This is a genomic window from Kitasatospora sp. NPDC015121, from assembly GCF_055562955.1.
Window position 1 is genome coordinate 287,581 of the sequence record NZ_JBVHEH010000004.1, and the last position, 14,179, is coordinate 301,759.

General features: G+C 73.6%; 12 protein-coding genes, 2 tRNA genes and 1 pseudogene. 6 read left to right on the plus strand and 9 right to left on the minus strand.

Features of this window, described 5'->3' with window-relative positions:
* The 3 genes from ACZ3J7_RS07275 to pgsA are packed head-to-tail and all read right to left on the minus strand — an operon-like array spanning nt 1 to nt 2,728.
* The gene (locus ACZ3J7_RS07275; protein WP_465617741.1) at nt 1-1,173 is read right to left on the minus strand and encodes a glycosyltransferase family 4 protein; all 1,173 of its coding nucleotides are present in this window, start codon (nt 1,171-1,173) and stop codon (nt 1-3) included.
* Entirely contained in the window at nt 1,170-2,075 is a 906-nt protein-coding gene (locus ACZ3J7_RS07280) for a phosphatidylinositol mannoside acyltransferase (RefSeq protein ID WP_465617743.1), read from the minus strand. Before ACZ3J7_RS07280 ends, ACZ3J7_RS07275 begins: the two co-directional genes overlap by 4 nt.
* Nucleotides 2,072-2,728 carry a phosphatidylinositol phosphate synthase gene (gene pgsA / locus ACZ3J7_RS07285; RefSeq protein ID WP_465617745.1) on the minus strand — a complete coding sequence of 219 codons (657 nt, stop codon included), beginning with the start codon at nt 2,726-2,728 and terminating at the stop codon, nt 2,072-2,074. The genes ACZ3J7_RS07280 and pgsA overlap by 4 nt, the downstream gene beginning before the upstream one ends.
* A gap of 237 nt (nt 2,729-2,965) precedes the next feature.
* On the opposite strand from pgsA, the pseudogene ACZ3J7_RS07290 reads away from it, so the two are divergent.
* Nucleotides 2,966-4,384 (plus strand): annotated as a pseudogene (locus tag ACZ3J7_RS07290) (elongation factor G-like protein EF-G2); the annotation flags it as partial.
* An 18-nt stretch (nt 4,385-4,402) separates the two neighbouring features.
* On the opposite strand, the gene ACZ3J7_RS07295 reads toward ACZ3J7_RS07290, so the two are convergent.
* Nucleotides 4,403-4,825, minus strand: a complete 423-nt coding sequence (locus ACZ3J7_RS07295; protein WP_465617747.1) for a thiol-disulfide oxidoreductase DCC family protein — start codon at nt 4,823-4,825, stop codon at nt 4,403-4,405.
* A 191-nt stretch (nt 4,826-5,016) separates the two neighbouring features.
* Here ACZ3J7_RS07295 and ACZ3J7_RS07300 point away from each other — a divergent pair, with 191 nt between their 5' ends.
* Nucleotides 5,017-6,660, plus strand: coding sequence for a hypothetical protein (locus ACZ3J7_RS07300; protein WP_465617749.1), 1,644 nt, complete (start codon nt 5,017-5,019; stop codon nt 6,658-6,660).
* An 82-nt stretch (nt 6,661-6,742) separates the two neighbouring features.
* On the opposite strand, the gene ACZ3J7_RS07305 is transcribed toward ACZ3J7_RS07300, so the two are convergent.
* Both ACZ3J7_RS07305 and thrS read right to left on the minus strand, forming a co-directional pair.
* Nucleotides 6,743-7,300: an HIT family protein gene (locus tag ACZ3J7_RS07305; RefSeq protein WP_030459110.1), complete on the minus strand. Its 558-nt coding sequence runs from the start codon at nt 7,298-7,300 to the stop codon at nt 6,743-6,745.
* An 83-nt stretch (nt 7,301-7,383) separates the two neighbouring features.
* Nucleotides 7,384-9,363 (minus strand): threonine--tRNA ligase, encoded by a 1,980-nt coding sequence (gene thrS / locus ACZ3J7_RS07310; RefSeq protein ID WP_465617751.1) that lies wholly within the window; start codon nt 9,361-9,363, stop codon nt 7,384-7,386.
* A gap of 269 nt (nt 9,364-9,632) precedes the next feature.
* On the opposite strand from thrS, the gene ACZ3J7_RS07315 reads away from it, so the two are divergent.
* Nucleotides 9,633-10,397, plus strand: a complete 765-nt coding sequence (locus ACZ3J7_RS07315) for an exonuclease domain-containing protein (RefSeq protein WP_465618028.1) — start codon at nt 9,633-9,635, stop codon at nt 10,395-10,397.
* Nucleotides 10,398-10,474: 77 nt separating this feature from the next.
* Here the strand turns inward: ACZ3J7_RS07315 and ACZ3J7_RS07320 are convergent.
* Both ACZ3J7_RS07320 and ACZ3J7_RS07325 read right to left on the minus strand, forming a co-directional pair.
* A tRNA-Val gene (locus tag ACZ3J7_RS07320) sits at nt 10,475-10,546 on the minus strand.
* 197 nt (nt 10,547-10,743) lie between these two features.
* A tRNA-Val gene (locus tag ACZ3J7_RS07325) sits at nt 10,744-10,815 on the minus strand.
* Between the two features lie 449 nt (nt 10,816-11,264).
* On the opposite strand from ACZ3J7_RS07325, the gene ACZ3J7_RS07330 reads away from it, so the two are divergent.
* The 3 genes from ACZ3J7_RS07330 to ACZ3J7_RS07340 all read left to right on the plus strand — a co-directional run bounded on the left by ACZ3J7_RS07330 (nt 11,265) and on the right by ACZ3J7_RS07340 (nt 13,122).
* On the plus strand, nt 11,265-11,678 hold the full coding sequence (locus tag ACZ3J7_RS07330) for an SsgA family sporulation/cell division regulator (RefSeq protein WP_030459107.1): 414 nt from the start codon (nt 11,265-11,267) through the stop codon (nt 11,676-11,678).
* A gap of 286 nt (nt 11,679-11,964) precedes the next feature.
* The gene (locus ACZ3J7_RS07335; protein WP_465617753.1) at nt 11,965-12,540 is read left to right on the plus strand and encodes a CGNR zinc finger domain-containing protein; all 576 of its coding nucleotides are present in this window, start codon (nt 11,965-11,967) and stop codon (nt 12,538-12,540) included.
* Nucleotides 12,541-12,612: 72 nt separating this feature from the next.
* Nucleotides 12,613-13,122, plus strand: coding sequence for a DsbA family protein (locus ACZ3J7_RS07340; RefSeq protein WP_465617755.1), 510 nt, complete (start codon nt 12,613-12,615; stop codon nt 13,120-13,122).
* Between the two features lie 4 nt (nt 13,123-13,126).
* Here the strand turns inward: ACZ3J7_RS07340 and ACZ3J7_RS07345 are convergent, their stop codons facing one another.
* Nucleotides 13,127-13,972, minus strand: a complete 846-nt coding sequence (locus ACZ3J7_RS07345; protein WP_465617757.1) for a GNAT family N-acetyltransferase — start codon at nt 13,970-13,972, stop codon at nt 13,127-13,129.
* Nucleotides 13,973-14,179: the final 207 nt, after the last annotated feature.

A 14,179-nucleotide genomic window follows, 5' to 3' on the forward strand; every position in this document is an offset into this window, starting at 1 on the left:
TCAACGATTCGGACGCGCACGGCGGGCGGACGGTTCGACCTCGGCCACCGGCGGACGCCCGTCGGTCACCGTCTCGTACACCGACAGCACCTCGGCGCCGACCGTCTCCCAGTCGAAGCGCCGCACGTGCCGGGAGGCCGCCTCGCGCAGCGCCAGCAGCCGCTCCGGACTGCCGAGCAGCTTCACCGCCGAGGCGGCCAGCGCGTCCGCGTCCCCGACCGGGAACAGCTCGCCGGCCGCGCCGCCGTCCAGCACCTGGCGGAACGCGTCCAGGTCGCTGGCCAGCACCGGGGCGCCCGCCGACATCGCCTCGACCAGGATGATGCCGAAGGACTCGCCGCCGGTGTTCGGCGCCACGTACAGGTCGACCGAGCGCAGCAGCCGGGCCTTGTCCCGGTCCGAGACCATGCCGAGGAACTCGACCCGGGCCCGCGCCTCGGCGGGCAGGCCCGCGACCGCCTCCTCCTCGTCGCCCTTGCCGGCCACCAGCAGCCGCACGCCCGGCCGCTCGGCCAGGATCCGCGGCAGCGCGGCCAGCAGCGTCGGCAGGCCCTTGCGCGGCTCGTTGATCCGGCCGATGAAGCCGATCGTGCCCGGCCCGCCCCCGGCGGCGCCGCCCTGCCACTCCGGGTTCGGCTCGGCGTCCGCGAAGAACCGCACGTCCACGCCGTTCGGGATGACCACCGCGTCGCCGCCCAGGTGCTCCACCAGGGTGCGCCGGGCGTACTCCGACACCGCGATCCGGCCCGACATCTTCTCCAGGCCCGGCTGCAGGATCGGCGAGGCCGCGATCATCGCCCGCGAGCGCGGGTTCGAGGTGTGGAACGTCCCCACCATCGGCCCGGTCGCCGCCCACGCGGCCAGCATCGACAGCGACGGCGAGTTCGGCTCGTGCACGTGCAGCACGTCGAACCGGCCCTCGCGCAGCCAGCGCCGCACCCGGGCCGCCGACAGGAAGCCGAAGCTCAGCCGCGCCACCGACCCGTTGTACGGCACCGCCACCGCCCGCCCGGCCGAGACCACGTACGGCGGCAGCGCCTCCTCGTCCTCCGCCGGGGCCAGCACCGACACCTCGTGCCCGAGCCGGATCAGGTGCTCCGCCAGGTCGCGGATGTGGAACTGCACCCCGCCCGGCACGTCCCAGTCGTACGGGCACACCACGCCGATCCTCATGCCCCGGCCCGCCTCGGGGTCAGGTCGGCCAGCCACAGCTTCTGCAGCATGTGCCAGTCCACCGAGTGCTCCCGGATCGCGCCCGCCCACACGTCCGCCAGCGCCTGGGTCATCGCGGCGGCCTGCTCCTGCCGGGTGCCCTCCCCGGACGGCACCACCTCCGGGTGCACCTCCGCCCGCAGCATCGGCCCGTCGTACCAGAGCGACACCGGGAACAGCGCCGCCCCGGTCCGCTGGGCCAGCGCCGCCGGACCGGCCGGCATCCGGGTCGGTTCGCCGAAGAAGTCCACCTGGATCCCGGCCTCCGAGAGGTCCCGGTCGCCGACCAGGCACACCAGTTTGCCCTCGCGCAGCCGCCGCGCCAGCGTCCCCACCACCGAGACCTGGGAGCCGGTCAGCGCCAGCACCTCCATGCCCAGGCTCTCCCGGTACGCCACGAACCGGTCGAACAGCGACTCCGGCTTCAGCCGCTCGGCGACCGTGGTGAACGGGAGCCCGCCCGCGGAGGCGATCCACGCGCCCGCCAGGTCCCAGTTCGCCATGTGCGGCAGCGCCAGCACCGCGCCCCGCCCGGCCGCCATCGCCTCGTTCAGCTGCTCCAGGTTCTTCACCGTTATGGCGCCGGCGATCCGCTCCCGGCTCCAGGTCGGCAGCCGGAACGACTCCCTCCAGTACCGCATGTACGAGCGCATCCCGGCCCGGGACAGCTCCCGCAGCCGGATCCCGTCCGCGTCCGGGTGGACCCGCGACAGGTTGGCCTCCAGCTGCCGCACCCCCTTGCCCTGCCGCCGCCACGCCACGTCGGCGATGGTGTCGAACAGGCCGCGGGCCACCGGCTCGGGCAGGTGCCTCAGCCCCGCCCAGCCGGCCGCGTACGCGGCGTCGACCAACCGTTCCCTCACTTGACCCCCTCGGCGGCGGCCGCCGCCTCCAGTTCCGCCGACTCCCGGCGCACGGTCAGCATCCGCTGCGCCACCGTCACCAGACTGCCCGCCGCGACCACCCACAGGGCGATCGGCAGCAGCCACTCCACGTACGGCACCCCGAACGTGTGCAGGCCGGCGACCCCGGCCGCGGTCAGGCTGATCACCAGCCGCTCCGCCCGCTCCACCAGCCCCGACACGTTCACCGGGAAGCCCAGCGACTCGCCCCGCGCCTTGGTGTACGACACCACCTGGCCGCTGGCCAGGCAGAAGATCGCCACCGCGCACAGCAGCCCGTCGTCCCCGCCACCGGCGTACCACATCGCCAGACCACCGAAGATCGCCGCGTCGGCGACCCGGTCCAGCGTCGAGTCCAGGAACGCGCCCCACTTGCTGGAGCGGCCCGCCTGGCGGGCCATGTTGCCGTCCACCAGGTCGGAGAAGATGAACAGCGTGACGGTGATCACGCCCCAGAAGAACTCCCCGCGCGGGAAGAACACCAGCGCGCCGGCCACCGAACCGGCCGTGCCGATCAGCGTGACCGCGTCCGGACTGACGCCCCAGCGCAGCAGCAGCGCGGCGAACGGGGTGAGGACACGTGTGAAGAAGGCACGCGCGTACTTGTTGAGCATGGCCTTCCGGTCCGCTCCGCTCCTCGGATTGGCACCCGCGAGCCGCATGCCCGCCGGGCGGCCGCGCGAATGCACCCGCCCGGCCGGACAATGGTATCCACGCTGATCGAGCGGCAGGAGGCCAGCCATGCCGGACCGGACGGCCCACACCCCCGCACCGCCCGCCGACCGCCCCGACCTGCTGCGCGACGTGGCCCTGGTCGGCGCCGGCGGCACCGGGAAGACCACCCTCGCCGAAACGCCCCCGACCTCGCCGCCGAACGCGCCCGCCTGGTCGAGGCGCTGGCCGGCGAGGACGACACCCTGCTCGCCCGCTACCTCGACGGCGAAGGGCTCGACACCGCCGCCCTCGCCGCCGGCCTGCGCCGCGAGGTGCTGGCCGGCACCCTGCACCCCGTCCTCGCCACCGCCCCCGACGGCACCGGCTGCGACGCCCTGCTCGACCTGCTCGCCGACGCCTTCCCCTCCCCCGCCGACCGCACCGACCGGCTCCCGGCCGCCGACCCGGACGCCCCGCTCACCGCCCAGGTGGTCCACACCGGCGAGGACCCCTACCTCGGCCGCCTCAGCCTGCTCAAGGTCTTCGCCGGCACCCTGCGCCCCGACACCACCGTCCACCTCCCCGACGGCACCGAGGAGCACCTCACCGCCCCGCACAGCCCGCTCGGCCACCAGCTGCGCCCCGTCCCGCACGCCGTCGCCGGCGACCTCGCCACCGTCACCAAGCTCACCGCCGCCCGCACCGGCGACACCCTCACCGCCGACCCCGCCGCGGACGCCCTGCCACTCTGGCCGCTGCCCGAGGCGCTGCTCCCCACCGCCGTCCGGGCCCGCTCCAAGGCCGACGACGACAAGCTCTCCCAGGCCCTCGGCCGGCTCTCCGCCCAGGACCCGGCGCTGCGCGTCGAGCAGAACCCCGACACCGGCCAGCTCGTCCTGTGGTGCACCGGCGAGGCCCACCTCGCCGTCACCCTCGACCGCCTCACCACCCGCCACGGCGTCCGGGTCGACACCGTCGACCACGAGGTCGCCCTGCGCGAGACCTTCGCCGCCCCCGCCGAGGGCCACGGCCGGCACGTCAAGCAGTCCGGCGGCCACGGCCAGTACGCGATCTGCGACCTCACCGTCGAACCGCTGCCCGGCGGCGGCTTCGAGTTCGTCGACCGGGTGGTCGGCGGCACCGTCCCCCGCCACTTCGTGCCCTCGGTCGAGAAGGGCGTCCGCGCCCAGCTCGCCCAGGGCCTGCGCGGCCACCCGATGACCGACGTCCGGGTCACCCTCACCGACGGCAGGGCGCACTCCGTCGACTCCTCCGACGCCGCCTTCCAGACCGCCGCCGCGCTCGCCCTCAAGGAGGCCGCCGACCACGGCACCGTCGAGGTCCTCGAACCCGTCGACGAGGTCCGGGTGCTGCTGCCCGACGAGTACCAGGGCGCGGTCCTCACCGACCTGTCCGCCCGCCGGGGCCACGTGCTGGGCACCGAGGTCGGCGGGGAGGGCCTGAGCCTGGTCCGCGCCGAGGTCCCCGAGCTCGAACTCGCCCGCTACCCGCTCGACCTGCGCTCGCTCTCGCACGGCACCGGCCGGTTCACCCGCCGCTACCTGCGGCACGCCCCGATGCCCGCGCACCTCGCCGCCCGGCACGCCCGGGCGTGAACCCGCCTCAGGGCCGATTCAGGAGCGCCTCGGCAGCGCGCACGCCGGGGTCCCGCCCGGCATCCGGTCCCGGTTCCGCGCGACCCAGCGGTAGACCGCGTCCGCCACCGGCCGCACCGGCGCCAGCGCCAGCACCCCGCCGGCCCACGCCCACAGCCCGCCCGAACGCATCAGCAGCCGCGCCACCGCCTGCGCCCCGCCGTACACCCTGCGGTCCGGCGTCACCCACAGCACCTCCCGGGAGGCCCGCTCCGCCGACACCTCCCCGCCGGTGAACTCCGCCAGCGCCGCCAGGTCCGCGAACTGGAACGCCACCGCGTCCCACCCCGCCGAGGAGAGGCTCTGCCGCGGATACCGCTCCGCCCACCGCACGCAGCTCGAACAGAACGCGCAGTCGCCGTCGAAAACCAGCACCGGTCCCGGTGCGTACGCACTCGTCATGGCGCAGATCCTCCACCCCCGCGGCGGCGGCCGACAAACCGGGGGCGTCGAACCCGCCCGCGCGGGGCAACATCCCCCCGAAACCACCGCACGCGGCCGATATGTGACCCGGGATCAGCTGATGATCCGCACGGCCGGGCCGCCGCACGGTAACCTGCCGCAGATCGATCAGGGGAGAAGGAGCTGCACAGGTGACTCAGCTCGACATGACGCCGGGCGCGCAGGTACCACGGACGGACGTCGGCAACCAGACCGCGGTCACCCAGGCGTTCTCCTCCGCCGCGTACCGCACCGGCGAGTTCACGGAGCTGGAGGCCCTCCCCGGGATCGGGATCAAGAAGGGCCGCTTCGCGCTCTTCCGCCCCAGCGCCGGCGAGGCGTTCAGCCGCGCCCTGATCGACCGCACCCTCGGCGGCGGCCGCAAACCGCTCGTCCCCTCGCACGGCACCGACCTCCGGATGGTGGTCGAGCACTGCCTCGCCGCCCAGGACCTGCGCGAGGCCCGGGACCGCAGGCTGGCCGGCATCAGCCTGCTGTTCGGCGTGCTCTTCCTGCCCGGCACCCTGGTCTGGCTGGCCGCCTACCAGGCCCGCGCCTGGCTCGGCGGCAAGAAGTCCGCCGCCCGGGACGGCTTCGTCGGCACCCTCGCCCTGCTGCTCGCCTTCGGCCTGGCGCTGGTGCTGCTGTTCTGGCCGCCGTTCGGCGGCCTGTTCGCGCTGTACTTCCGGGTGGTGATGCTCGGCCCGGCCCTCGGCTGGTACCTCGCCAAGCGCACCGTGGTCGAGAGCGTCACGCAGCAGCGCGCCCGCTGGGGCGACCTGGTCGGCGGCAGCCCGGTCGCCGCCGTCGTCCCCAAGGCCGTCCCCAAGGACCACCTCGACAAGAAGGCCAACGCCCTCAAGGCCGCGCTGGACCGCCTCACCACCGAGCAGAACACCAACGTCCAGCACTACGCGGGCCCCAAGGGCATCCTCGGCATCGGCGCCCGCTGGGCCGAGTGGTCGCTGCGCGAGGACCTCCGCCCCGCCGAGGGCCACCCCGACTTCCGCACCTTCCACGTGGCCGACCTCACCCGCCGGATCGCCGACCGCCTCTCCAGCCTGACCAGCAGCGACGTCCCCAACGGCGGCCTGCCCAAGCCCCGGATCAGCCACTGGGTGGTGCTGGACACCGGCGAGGGCGCCGACGAGATCGGCCGCCCCTCCGGCCCCGACATGGACGGCGACCGGATGCGCGACTTCGCCGTCCAGGAGCTCGCCAGCAAGCAGAGCCTGGGCGCCGACACCCGGCACCGGATCGCCGTCCAGTTCGTCCTGCACAAGGGCCAGTTGGTCTCCACCATCGTCATCAACACGATGGTCCTGGCGCAGAACCTGCAGATCCACGTCACCCCGCACACCCTCGGCCCGATCAACGGCTACTTCACCTCCAAGCCGAAGACCCCCGAGAAGGACGTCGCCAAGACCTTCCGCTTCTGGGAGACCCGCACCGTCCAGCTCCCGGTCGTCACCGACGACGAGGTGGTCCGGCAGGCCGTCCGGGCGCCCTTCCACCGGATCCCCGGCCTGCAGAAGTGGCTCGGCGGCGGCATCTCCTTCCCCGAACCGCTCTGCCTGCGCCAGGCCTGGGCCGACCCGACCTGGAACAGCCGGTACAAGTCGGACGACACCATCTACCTGCCCAGCCCGGTCCTCGGCATCATCCACGCCGCCGTGATCGAGTTCCTCGACGAGCACGACGTCGCCACCGACCGCATCACCAACCGCTCCAACGTCCTGCGCGGCGAGATCCAGGGCTCCCGCCCGTTCCGCGCCGACAAGTACGACGCCGGCTGAGCCGCCCGGCAGCGGGCCGGGACGCGGTCAGGGGCGCGCGGGAGGTCTCCCGTGCGCCCCTGATCGCTGCCGGGGGACCGACTCAAACCGGCCATACCTCGGACAGCATCTTGCGGGTGTCCGCCAGCAGCTGCGGCAGCACCTTGGTCTGCCCCACCACCGGCATGAAGTTGGTGTCCCCGCCCCAGCGCGGCACCACGTGCTGGTGCAGGTGCGCGGCGATCCCCGCCCCCGCGGCCGCCCCCTGGTTCATCCCGATGTTGAACCCGTGCGCCCCCGAGGCCGCCCGCAGCGCCGTCATCGCCTTCTTGGTGAACTCCCCGAGCTCCGCCGTCTCCGGCCCGTCCAGCTCGGTGTAGTCCGCGACGTGCCGGTACGGCACCACCATCAAGTGCCCGCCGTTGTACGGGTACAGGTTCAGCACCGCGAACACCGACTCGCCGCGCTGCACGATCAGCCCGTCCTCGTCGCTCAGCTTCGGGATCGAGCAGAACGGGCAACCGTCGTCCGGAGCCGGGCCGGTGGGCTTGTTCTCGCCCTGGATGTACGCCATCCGATGAGGTGTCCACAGGCGACGGAAGCCGTCCGGCTCCCCCACGCCCCGCTGCAGTTCCGGCTCACTGGTCATGCCCGCCAGCATAAGCGCCGGAGCCCACGAACAGAGCAGTGCGGGGCGGACTCCCGGAGGAGACCGCCCCGCACGTCACACCCGCCGTACCGGGATCAGACCTGCACCCGGCTGCGCACCGCCTCGACGATCTCCGCGATCGCCTCGTCCTTCGGCACGCCGTTCTTCTGCTCGCCGCTGCGGTAGCGGAACGACACCGCGCCGGCCTCGACGTCGTCGTTGCCCGCGATCAGCATGAACGGCACCTTGGTCTTCTGCGCGTTCCTGATCTTCTTCTGCATCCGGTCGTCCGAGGTGTCGACCTCGACCCGGATCCCGTGCTTCTTCAGCTCGGCCGCGACGTCCAGCAGGTACGGCACGTGCTCGTCGGTGATCGGGATGCCGGTGACGGTGACCGGGGCCAGCCACGGCGGCATGGCGCCCGCGTAGTGCTCCAGCAGCACCGCGAAGAAGCGCTCGATCGAGCCGAACAGCGCGCGGTGGATCATCACCGGCCGCTGCCGCGAGCCGTCCGCCGAGGTGTACTCGAGGTCGAAGCGCTCCGGCAGGTTGAAGTCGAGCTGGATGGTCGACATCTGCCAGGTCCGGCCGATCGCGTCGCGCGCCTGGACGGAGATCTTCGGGCCGTAGAAGGCCGCGCCGCCCGGGTCCGGCACCAGCGGGAGGCCCTGCTTCTCGGCCACGCCGGCCAGGACCGCGGTGGCCTCCGCCCAGTCCTCGTCGGTGCCGACGAACTTCTCCGGGTCCTTGGTGGACAGCTCCAGGTAGAAGTCGTTCAGGCCGTAGTCGCGCAGCAGGTCCAGCACGAAGGTCAGGGTGCGGTCCAGCTCCTCGGCCATCTGCTCGCGGGTGCAGTAGATGTGCGCGTCGTCCTGGGTGAAGCCGCGGGCGCGGGTCAGGCCGTGCACCACGCCGGACTTCTCGTACCGGTAGACCGTGCCGAACTCGAAGAGGCGCAGCGGCAGTTCGCGGTAGGAGCGGCCGCGCGCGTCGAAGATCAGGTTGTGCATCGGGCAGTTCATCGGCTTGAGGTAGTAGTCGACGCCCTCGTCCAGCTGCATGGGGGGGTACATGCCGTCGGCGTACCAGTCGAGGTGGCCGCTGGTCTCGAACAGCTTCCCCTTGGTGGCGTGGGGGGTGTAGACGAACTCGTAGCCCTCCTCCTCGTGCCGCTTGCGCGAGTAGTCCTCCATGGTGCGGCGGATGATGCCGCCCTTGGGGTGGAAGACGGCGAGGCCGGAGCCGATCTGCTCGGGGATGGAGAACAGGTCGAGCTCGTTGCCGAGCTTGCGGTGGTCGCGCTTGGCGGCCTCCTCCAGGAAGTCGAGGTGGGCCTTGAGCTCGTCCTTGGTGGGCCACGCGGTGCCGTAGAGGCGCTGCAGCATCGGGTTCTTCTCGCTGCCGCGCCAGTACGCGGCGGCGGAGCGCATCAGCTTGAAGGCCGGGATGTGCCGGGTGCTGGGCAGGTGCGGGCCGCGGCAGAGGTCGCCCCAGCAGAGCTCGCCGGTCTTCGGGTCGAGGTTGTCGTAGATGGTGAGCTCGCCGGCGCCGACCTCGACGTCCGCGCCCTCGCCGGCCGTGGCGGCGGAGCCCTTGAGGCCGATCAGTTCGAGCTTGTAGGGCTCCTGGGCGAGCTCCTCGCGGGCGGCCTCGTCGGTGACCACGCGGCGGGAGAACTTCTGCCCGCGCTTGATGATCTCCTGCATCTTCTTCTCGATGACCTTGAGGTCGTCCGGCTGGAACGGCCGCTCGACGTCGAAGTCGTAGTAGAAGCCGTCCCGGACGGGCGGGCCGATGCCGAGCTTGGCCTCGGGGAAGACCTGCTGGACGGCCTGGGCCATCACGTGCGCGGTGGAGTGCCGCAGGATGTCGAGGCCGTCGGGGCTGGAGATCACGACGGGTTCGACCTCGTCGCCGTCCTGGACGGCGTAGGCGAGGTCCTTGAGCTGGCCGCCGACCCGGGCGGCGATCACGGCGCGGTCGTCGGCGAAGAGCTCGGCGGCCGTAGTGCCCGTGGTCACCACGCGCTCTTCCCGATCGGGTTCGCGGTTGATGATGATCCGGACGTCCGTCACCGGTCTCTCCTGACGTTCTGGCTGTCTTGGCGCAGCGGAACCGCTTGCACCGTGCATGGTACCGAGCCGGGCCGCCTCCCCGTCGCCGAGGCCCGGACGGCGCCCGCGTGGTCGTTCGGTCACGTTCCGCCACGATCCGGCCGCCGGGACGGTTGGCGGGGCGCCGAGTGCGGTATCACTCCAGCACGGTGCGGCCGCTGGCACCGGTCCTCGGTGGCAGCGGCGCCCGGCAAGGACCGTGCGACGTCTGAGGGGGCGTCATGCAGCAGCTGGGTTCCTGGTATCGCGGTCCGCTGGCGTCCTTCGACACCGAGACCACGGGTGTCGACGTCGAGCGGGACCGAATCGTTTCGGCCGCCCTGGTGGTGCAGTCCGCCCCCGGCGGGACGGCCGCCGTCCGGACGTGGCTCGCGGATCCGGGCGTGCCCATCCCGGAGCCGGCCCGGGCGGTGCACGGCATCTCGGACGAGCAGGTGCGGGCGCACGGGCGGCCGCCGCGCGCGGTCGCGCTGGAGGTGGCCCGGGCGCTGGCCGAGCAGTCCCGGGCGGGCGTGCCGCTGGTGGTGATGAACGCCCCGTACGACCTGACGCTGCTGGACCGGGAGTTGCGCCGGCACGGGGCGGGGTCGCTGGCGGAGGCGCTGGACGGCACGGAGCTGCTGGTGCTCGACCCGCGGGTGCTGGACAAGCGGCTGGACCGCTACCGCAAGGGCCGGCGCACGCTGACCGACCTGTGCGCGCACTACGGCGTCGAGCTGGTGGGCGCGCACGACGCGGCGGCGGACGCCCTGGCGGCGCTGGAGCTGGTCCGCGCGGTGGCCGCCCGGCACGAGGCGCACCTGGCCGGGCTGTCGCCGGCCGAGCTGCACCTGCGGCAGGCGGTGTGGCACGCGGCGCAGGCGCGCGGCCTGCAGCACTGGTTCGACCGGGAGGGCACGCCGGAACGGGTGGACACGGCCTGGCCGATGCGTCCGGCCCGTTGCCGCTGCGGTGAGCGCCTGGAACCGGGCCACGCCTGCGAGTTGGCGGCCTGAGCGGCCGTCAGGCGGCACGGGGCCGGAAAACGCCGCAGGCCCCGACGGCGTGGTCGGGGCCTGCGGTTGGTGCTCGGTGGGCGATACTGGGATCGAACCAGTGACCCCTTCGGTGTGAACGAAGTGCTCTCCCGCTGAGCTAATCGCCCGGGCAACGAGAAGAACTGTAGCACCACTTGGGCCCGGGTTCACAATCCGTTCCGCGGCCCGTCCCGCGGACGGTCCCCCAGTTCCCCTTCCGGGAGGGCAGGTTGAATGCACGTCAGAACTCCGGCCGGGGCGCGCGGAAAAGGCGCAGGGCCCCGACCTGATAAACAAGTCGGAGCCCTGCGCCTGTGCATTCCGGTGGGCGATACTGGGATCGAACCAGTGACCCCTTCGGTGTGAACGAAGTGCTCTCCCGCTGAGCTAATCGCCCGGGTGCAGGGAAAACATTACCCCATCCGCACGGGTGCTCCGAACACCCCGGCTCCCCGCTGCGGCCGCCGTCGGCCCCGGGCCCCGGCGGCCGCCCGGCGGCGGCGCCCCGACCAGCGGCGCGGCCGTCCGCCCGGACCGGCCACGCCGGGTGACCGCCCGGCTCGGCGCGGTCGCCGGGGCGGTCCGACCGGGCCGGAGCGGCCCAGGTTCGTGGGTTCCTCCAGTTCCTCCGCGACCCGCCCCGGTGCGACCGCCGGTAATGCCCTGGCGTTACCGGCCCGCCGCCCCGGCGCCCGGACCGGCCGGGGGATTCCGCAATGCGCCGGAAGGGGTACGACTCGCACCGGAATCGGGACAGACGGGTTTACACCGGGCTTTCAGGTGGGATGGTCCGTTCGCCGACGTGCGATTCCCCGAGCGCACACTGAGCGAAAGGCCCTGGCGCTTATGAACACCACGGTCAGCTGCGAGCTGCACCTGCGCCTCATCGTGTCCAGCGAGTCGTCACTGCCCGTCCCCGCGGGCCTGCGCTACGACACTGCCGACCCCTATGCCGTGCACGCGACGTTCCACACCGGAGCAGACGAGACCGTGGAGTGGGTGTTCGCCCGCGACCTCCTCGCGGAGGGGCTGCACCGACCGACCGGTACCGGCGACGTCCGGGTGTGGCCGTCCCGCAGCCACGGTCAAGGCGTGGTTTGCATCGCCCTGAGCTCTCCGGAAGGAGAGGCCCTGCTGGAGGCCCCGGCCCGGGCGCTTGAGTCCTTCCTCAAGCGGACGGACGCCGCGGTGCCCCCCGGCACCGAACACCGTCACTTCGACCTCGACCGGGAGCTGTCCCACATCCTCGCCGAGAACTGAACCCCGAACGAGTACGCCCGCCGTCGCGCGGCGGCGGGAACGCCTCGATGCGCACCGTCCTACTCGGGGGCACGGTCGCAGCTCGCAGCCGCCCCGGCGGCCTCGGGGTCCCGCCCCGGGCGTCCCTCCCAGTCGGAGGGACGCCCGGGGCTCAGTCGCGTCCCGGCCCGCTCCGCCGGTCGCCTCCTGGCGCCGGACCGGCCCCGTCCGGGGCCCGGGCCGGTAGAGTCGGCCCGCGATGACCGACGCGACGGCCCGGTGCCGGCGCCGCGTGAGGAGCCCCCACGTGCTGATCACCCATGACACCGAGTGCGCGCTGAGCATCCTGGTGGAGCTGCTGAACACGGCGCCGGAGGCGTGCGGCAGCGAACAGCTGTCCGACGTGGCGGCGCTGAGCGCGTTCGTGGTCCGGCAGGAGATCAGCGAGATCGACTCGCTCGGCCCGGCCGACCTGGCCGCCGTGCACGAGCTGCGCGCCCGGATGCGCGAGGTCTTCTCGGCCGGATCGGTCGAGCGGGCCGCCGAGCTGGTGAACGCCCTGGTCGCGGAGGCGGGCACCACGCCCCGGCTGACCAACCACGACCACCACGGCTGGCACATCCACTACTTCGCCCCGCACGCCGCGGTCGGTCGGCACCTGGCCGCCGAGCTCGGCATGGCGCTGGCGTTCATCGTGATGGCGGGCGAACTGGAGCGGCTGCGCCGCTGCGAGGCGCCGAGCTGCGCCCGGGTGTTCGTCGACCTGTCGCGCAACCGCTCGCGCCGCTACTGCGACAGCCGCACCTGCGGCAACCGGCTGCACGTCGCCGCGTACCGGGCCCGGCAGCGCTCGGCCGAGTCGGTGCCCGCCACCGGCGGCTGAGCCCGGGTCGGGCCGACCGGACCGGACCCGGCCCGGTCGGCGGGCCGGCGGCGGCCTGGGAGACTGGGCGGCATGAGTGATTCCTCCCCCTCCCCCGCCGTGCTGCCCCGGGTCGAGTTCTGGTGCGACCTGCTGTGCCCCGACTGCCGCACCGCGCTGGACGACGTCCGGGCGCTGCGGGAGCGGTTCGGCGACGCGCTGACCGTCGAGCTGCGGCACTTCCCGCTGGAGAAGCACAAGCAGGCCTACCCGGCGGCCGAGGCCGCGGCGGAGGCGTTCGAACAGGGGCGCGGCTGGGAGTTCGCTGAGGCGGTGCTGGACCGGCTGGAGGAGGTCGAGCGGGGCGGGGCGCGGGCGCTGGTGGAGATCGCGGGCGCGGTCGGGCTGGACGCGGACGAGGTGGACACCGCGCTGATCGACGGCCGGCACATGCTGTGGGTCGACGCGGACGTGGCCGAGGGCCGGGCGATCGGCGTCGAGGGCACGCCGACGTACGTGGTGGCCGGGGAGCGGCTGGACGGCGGGAAGTCGCAGGACGGGCTGCTGGAGCGGATCGTCGGGCTGCTGGAGCGCAGCGGCTGAGCGGTCAGAGCAGGGGCTTGCCGAGCACGTACCGGGTGGGCCGGTAGCCCAGCGACTCGTACAGGCCGATCGCCGCCGCGTTGGTGCTGAACACGTTGAGGCCGAGATGGCGGACGCCGGCCCGCAGGCACTCGCGTTCGGCGAGGCGCATCAGGGTGCGGCCGTGGCCCCGGCCCCGGTGCTCGGGGGCGACCTCGACCAGCATCACCCAGGCGATCGAGCCGCCGTCGGGGTGCCGGTCCTGGTGGAGGGTGATCCAGACGGTGCCGAGGACGGTGCCGTCGGCGTCCTGCAGGCGGCGCAGCACGGTGCCGACGGTGGAGAGGCCGGCCGGGAGGGCGCGGCGGTGGTCGTTCGCGGCCCGGGTGGCGGCCTCCTCGGCGCCGAGGCCGGCGGCGGACAGGTCGGCGCGGTAGCCGTCGACGGCGGCCTGCTGCCAGGCCGGGAACTCCTCGCCGGTCATCGGACGGGCCGTCAACCCGGCGGGCAGCGGCGGGAGTTCGTCCAGGTCCTTGGCGAGGTTGCGCATCTGCTCGACGTATCCGAGGGTGCGGGCGAGGCGCAGCGCGACGGGGGTCCCGGCCGGGACGAGCAGCTGGCTCCGGGCGCAGCCCCAGGAACGCAGCACCTCCTCGGCGGCCAGCACCGCGACGGTGCCGCGGCCCCGGCGGCGGTCGGCCTCGGCGATCTCCAGTTCGCAGATCTCCCCCGGGTACTGCCCGCCGCGGGCCCACCCGTTGGTCCGCAGGCCGCCCACCCGCCGCCCGTTGACCATGACGTGCCAGCGCTGCGTCCGCCCGCCGCCGACGCCCGCCTCCTCGACCCCGTCCGGCCGCAACGTGGTGGTCATCCCGCCTCCCTCTCCCGCCCCTGGCACGCTCCTACCCTTCCCGTGCCCCGGTCAGACCGGGTCGCCGTCCTTCGCGGCGCGCTCCGCGAAGACGCCCATCGCCTCCCGGCCGGCCGGCCCGACCCCCGGCAGCCGGCCCCCGCAGGGCTCAGAGCGGGTCGCCGTCCTTCGCCGCGCGCTCCGCGAAGACGCCCATCGCCTCCCGGG

What these genes read in the sequence shown, in the direction of transcription:
- ACZ3J7_RS07330 (WP_030459107.1), top strand. Translation starts at nt 11,265, where the DNA reads ATGAACACCACGGTCAGCTGCGAGCTGCACCTGCGCCTCATCGTGTCC.
- ACZ3J7_RS07340 (WP_465617755.1), top strand. Translation starts at nt 12,613, where the DNA reads ATGAGTGATTCCTCCCCCTCCCCCGCCGTGCTGCCCCGGGTCGAGTTC.
- ACZ3J7_RS07345 (WP_465617757.1), bottom strand. Translation starts at nt 13,972, where the DNA reads ATGACCACCACGTTGCGGCCGGACGGGGTCGAGGAGGCGGGCGTCGGC.
- ACZ3J7_RS07295 (WP_465617747.1), bottom strand. Translation starts at nt 4,825, where the DNA reads ATGACGAGTGCGTACGCACCGGGACCGGTGCTGGTTTTCGACGGCGAC.
- pgsA (WP_465617745.1), bottom strand. Translation starts at nt 2,728, where the DNA reads ATGCTCAACAAGTACGCGCGTGCCTTCTTCACACGTGTCCTCACCCCG.
- ACZ3J7_RS07275 (WP_465617741.1), bottom strand. Translation starts at nt 1,173, where the DNA reads ATGAGGATCGGCGTGGTGTGCCCGTACGACTGGGACGTGCCGGGCGGG.
- ACZ3J7_RS07305 (WP_030459110.1), bottom strand. Translation starts at nt 7,300, where the DNA reads ATGCTGGCGGGCATGACCAGTGAGCCGGAACTGCAGCGGGGCGTGGGG.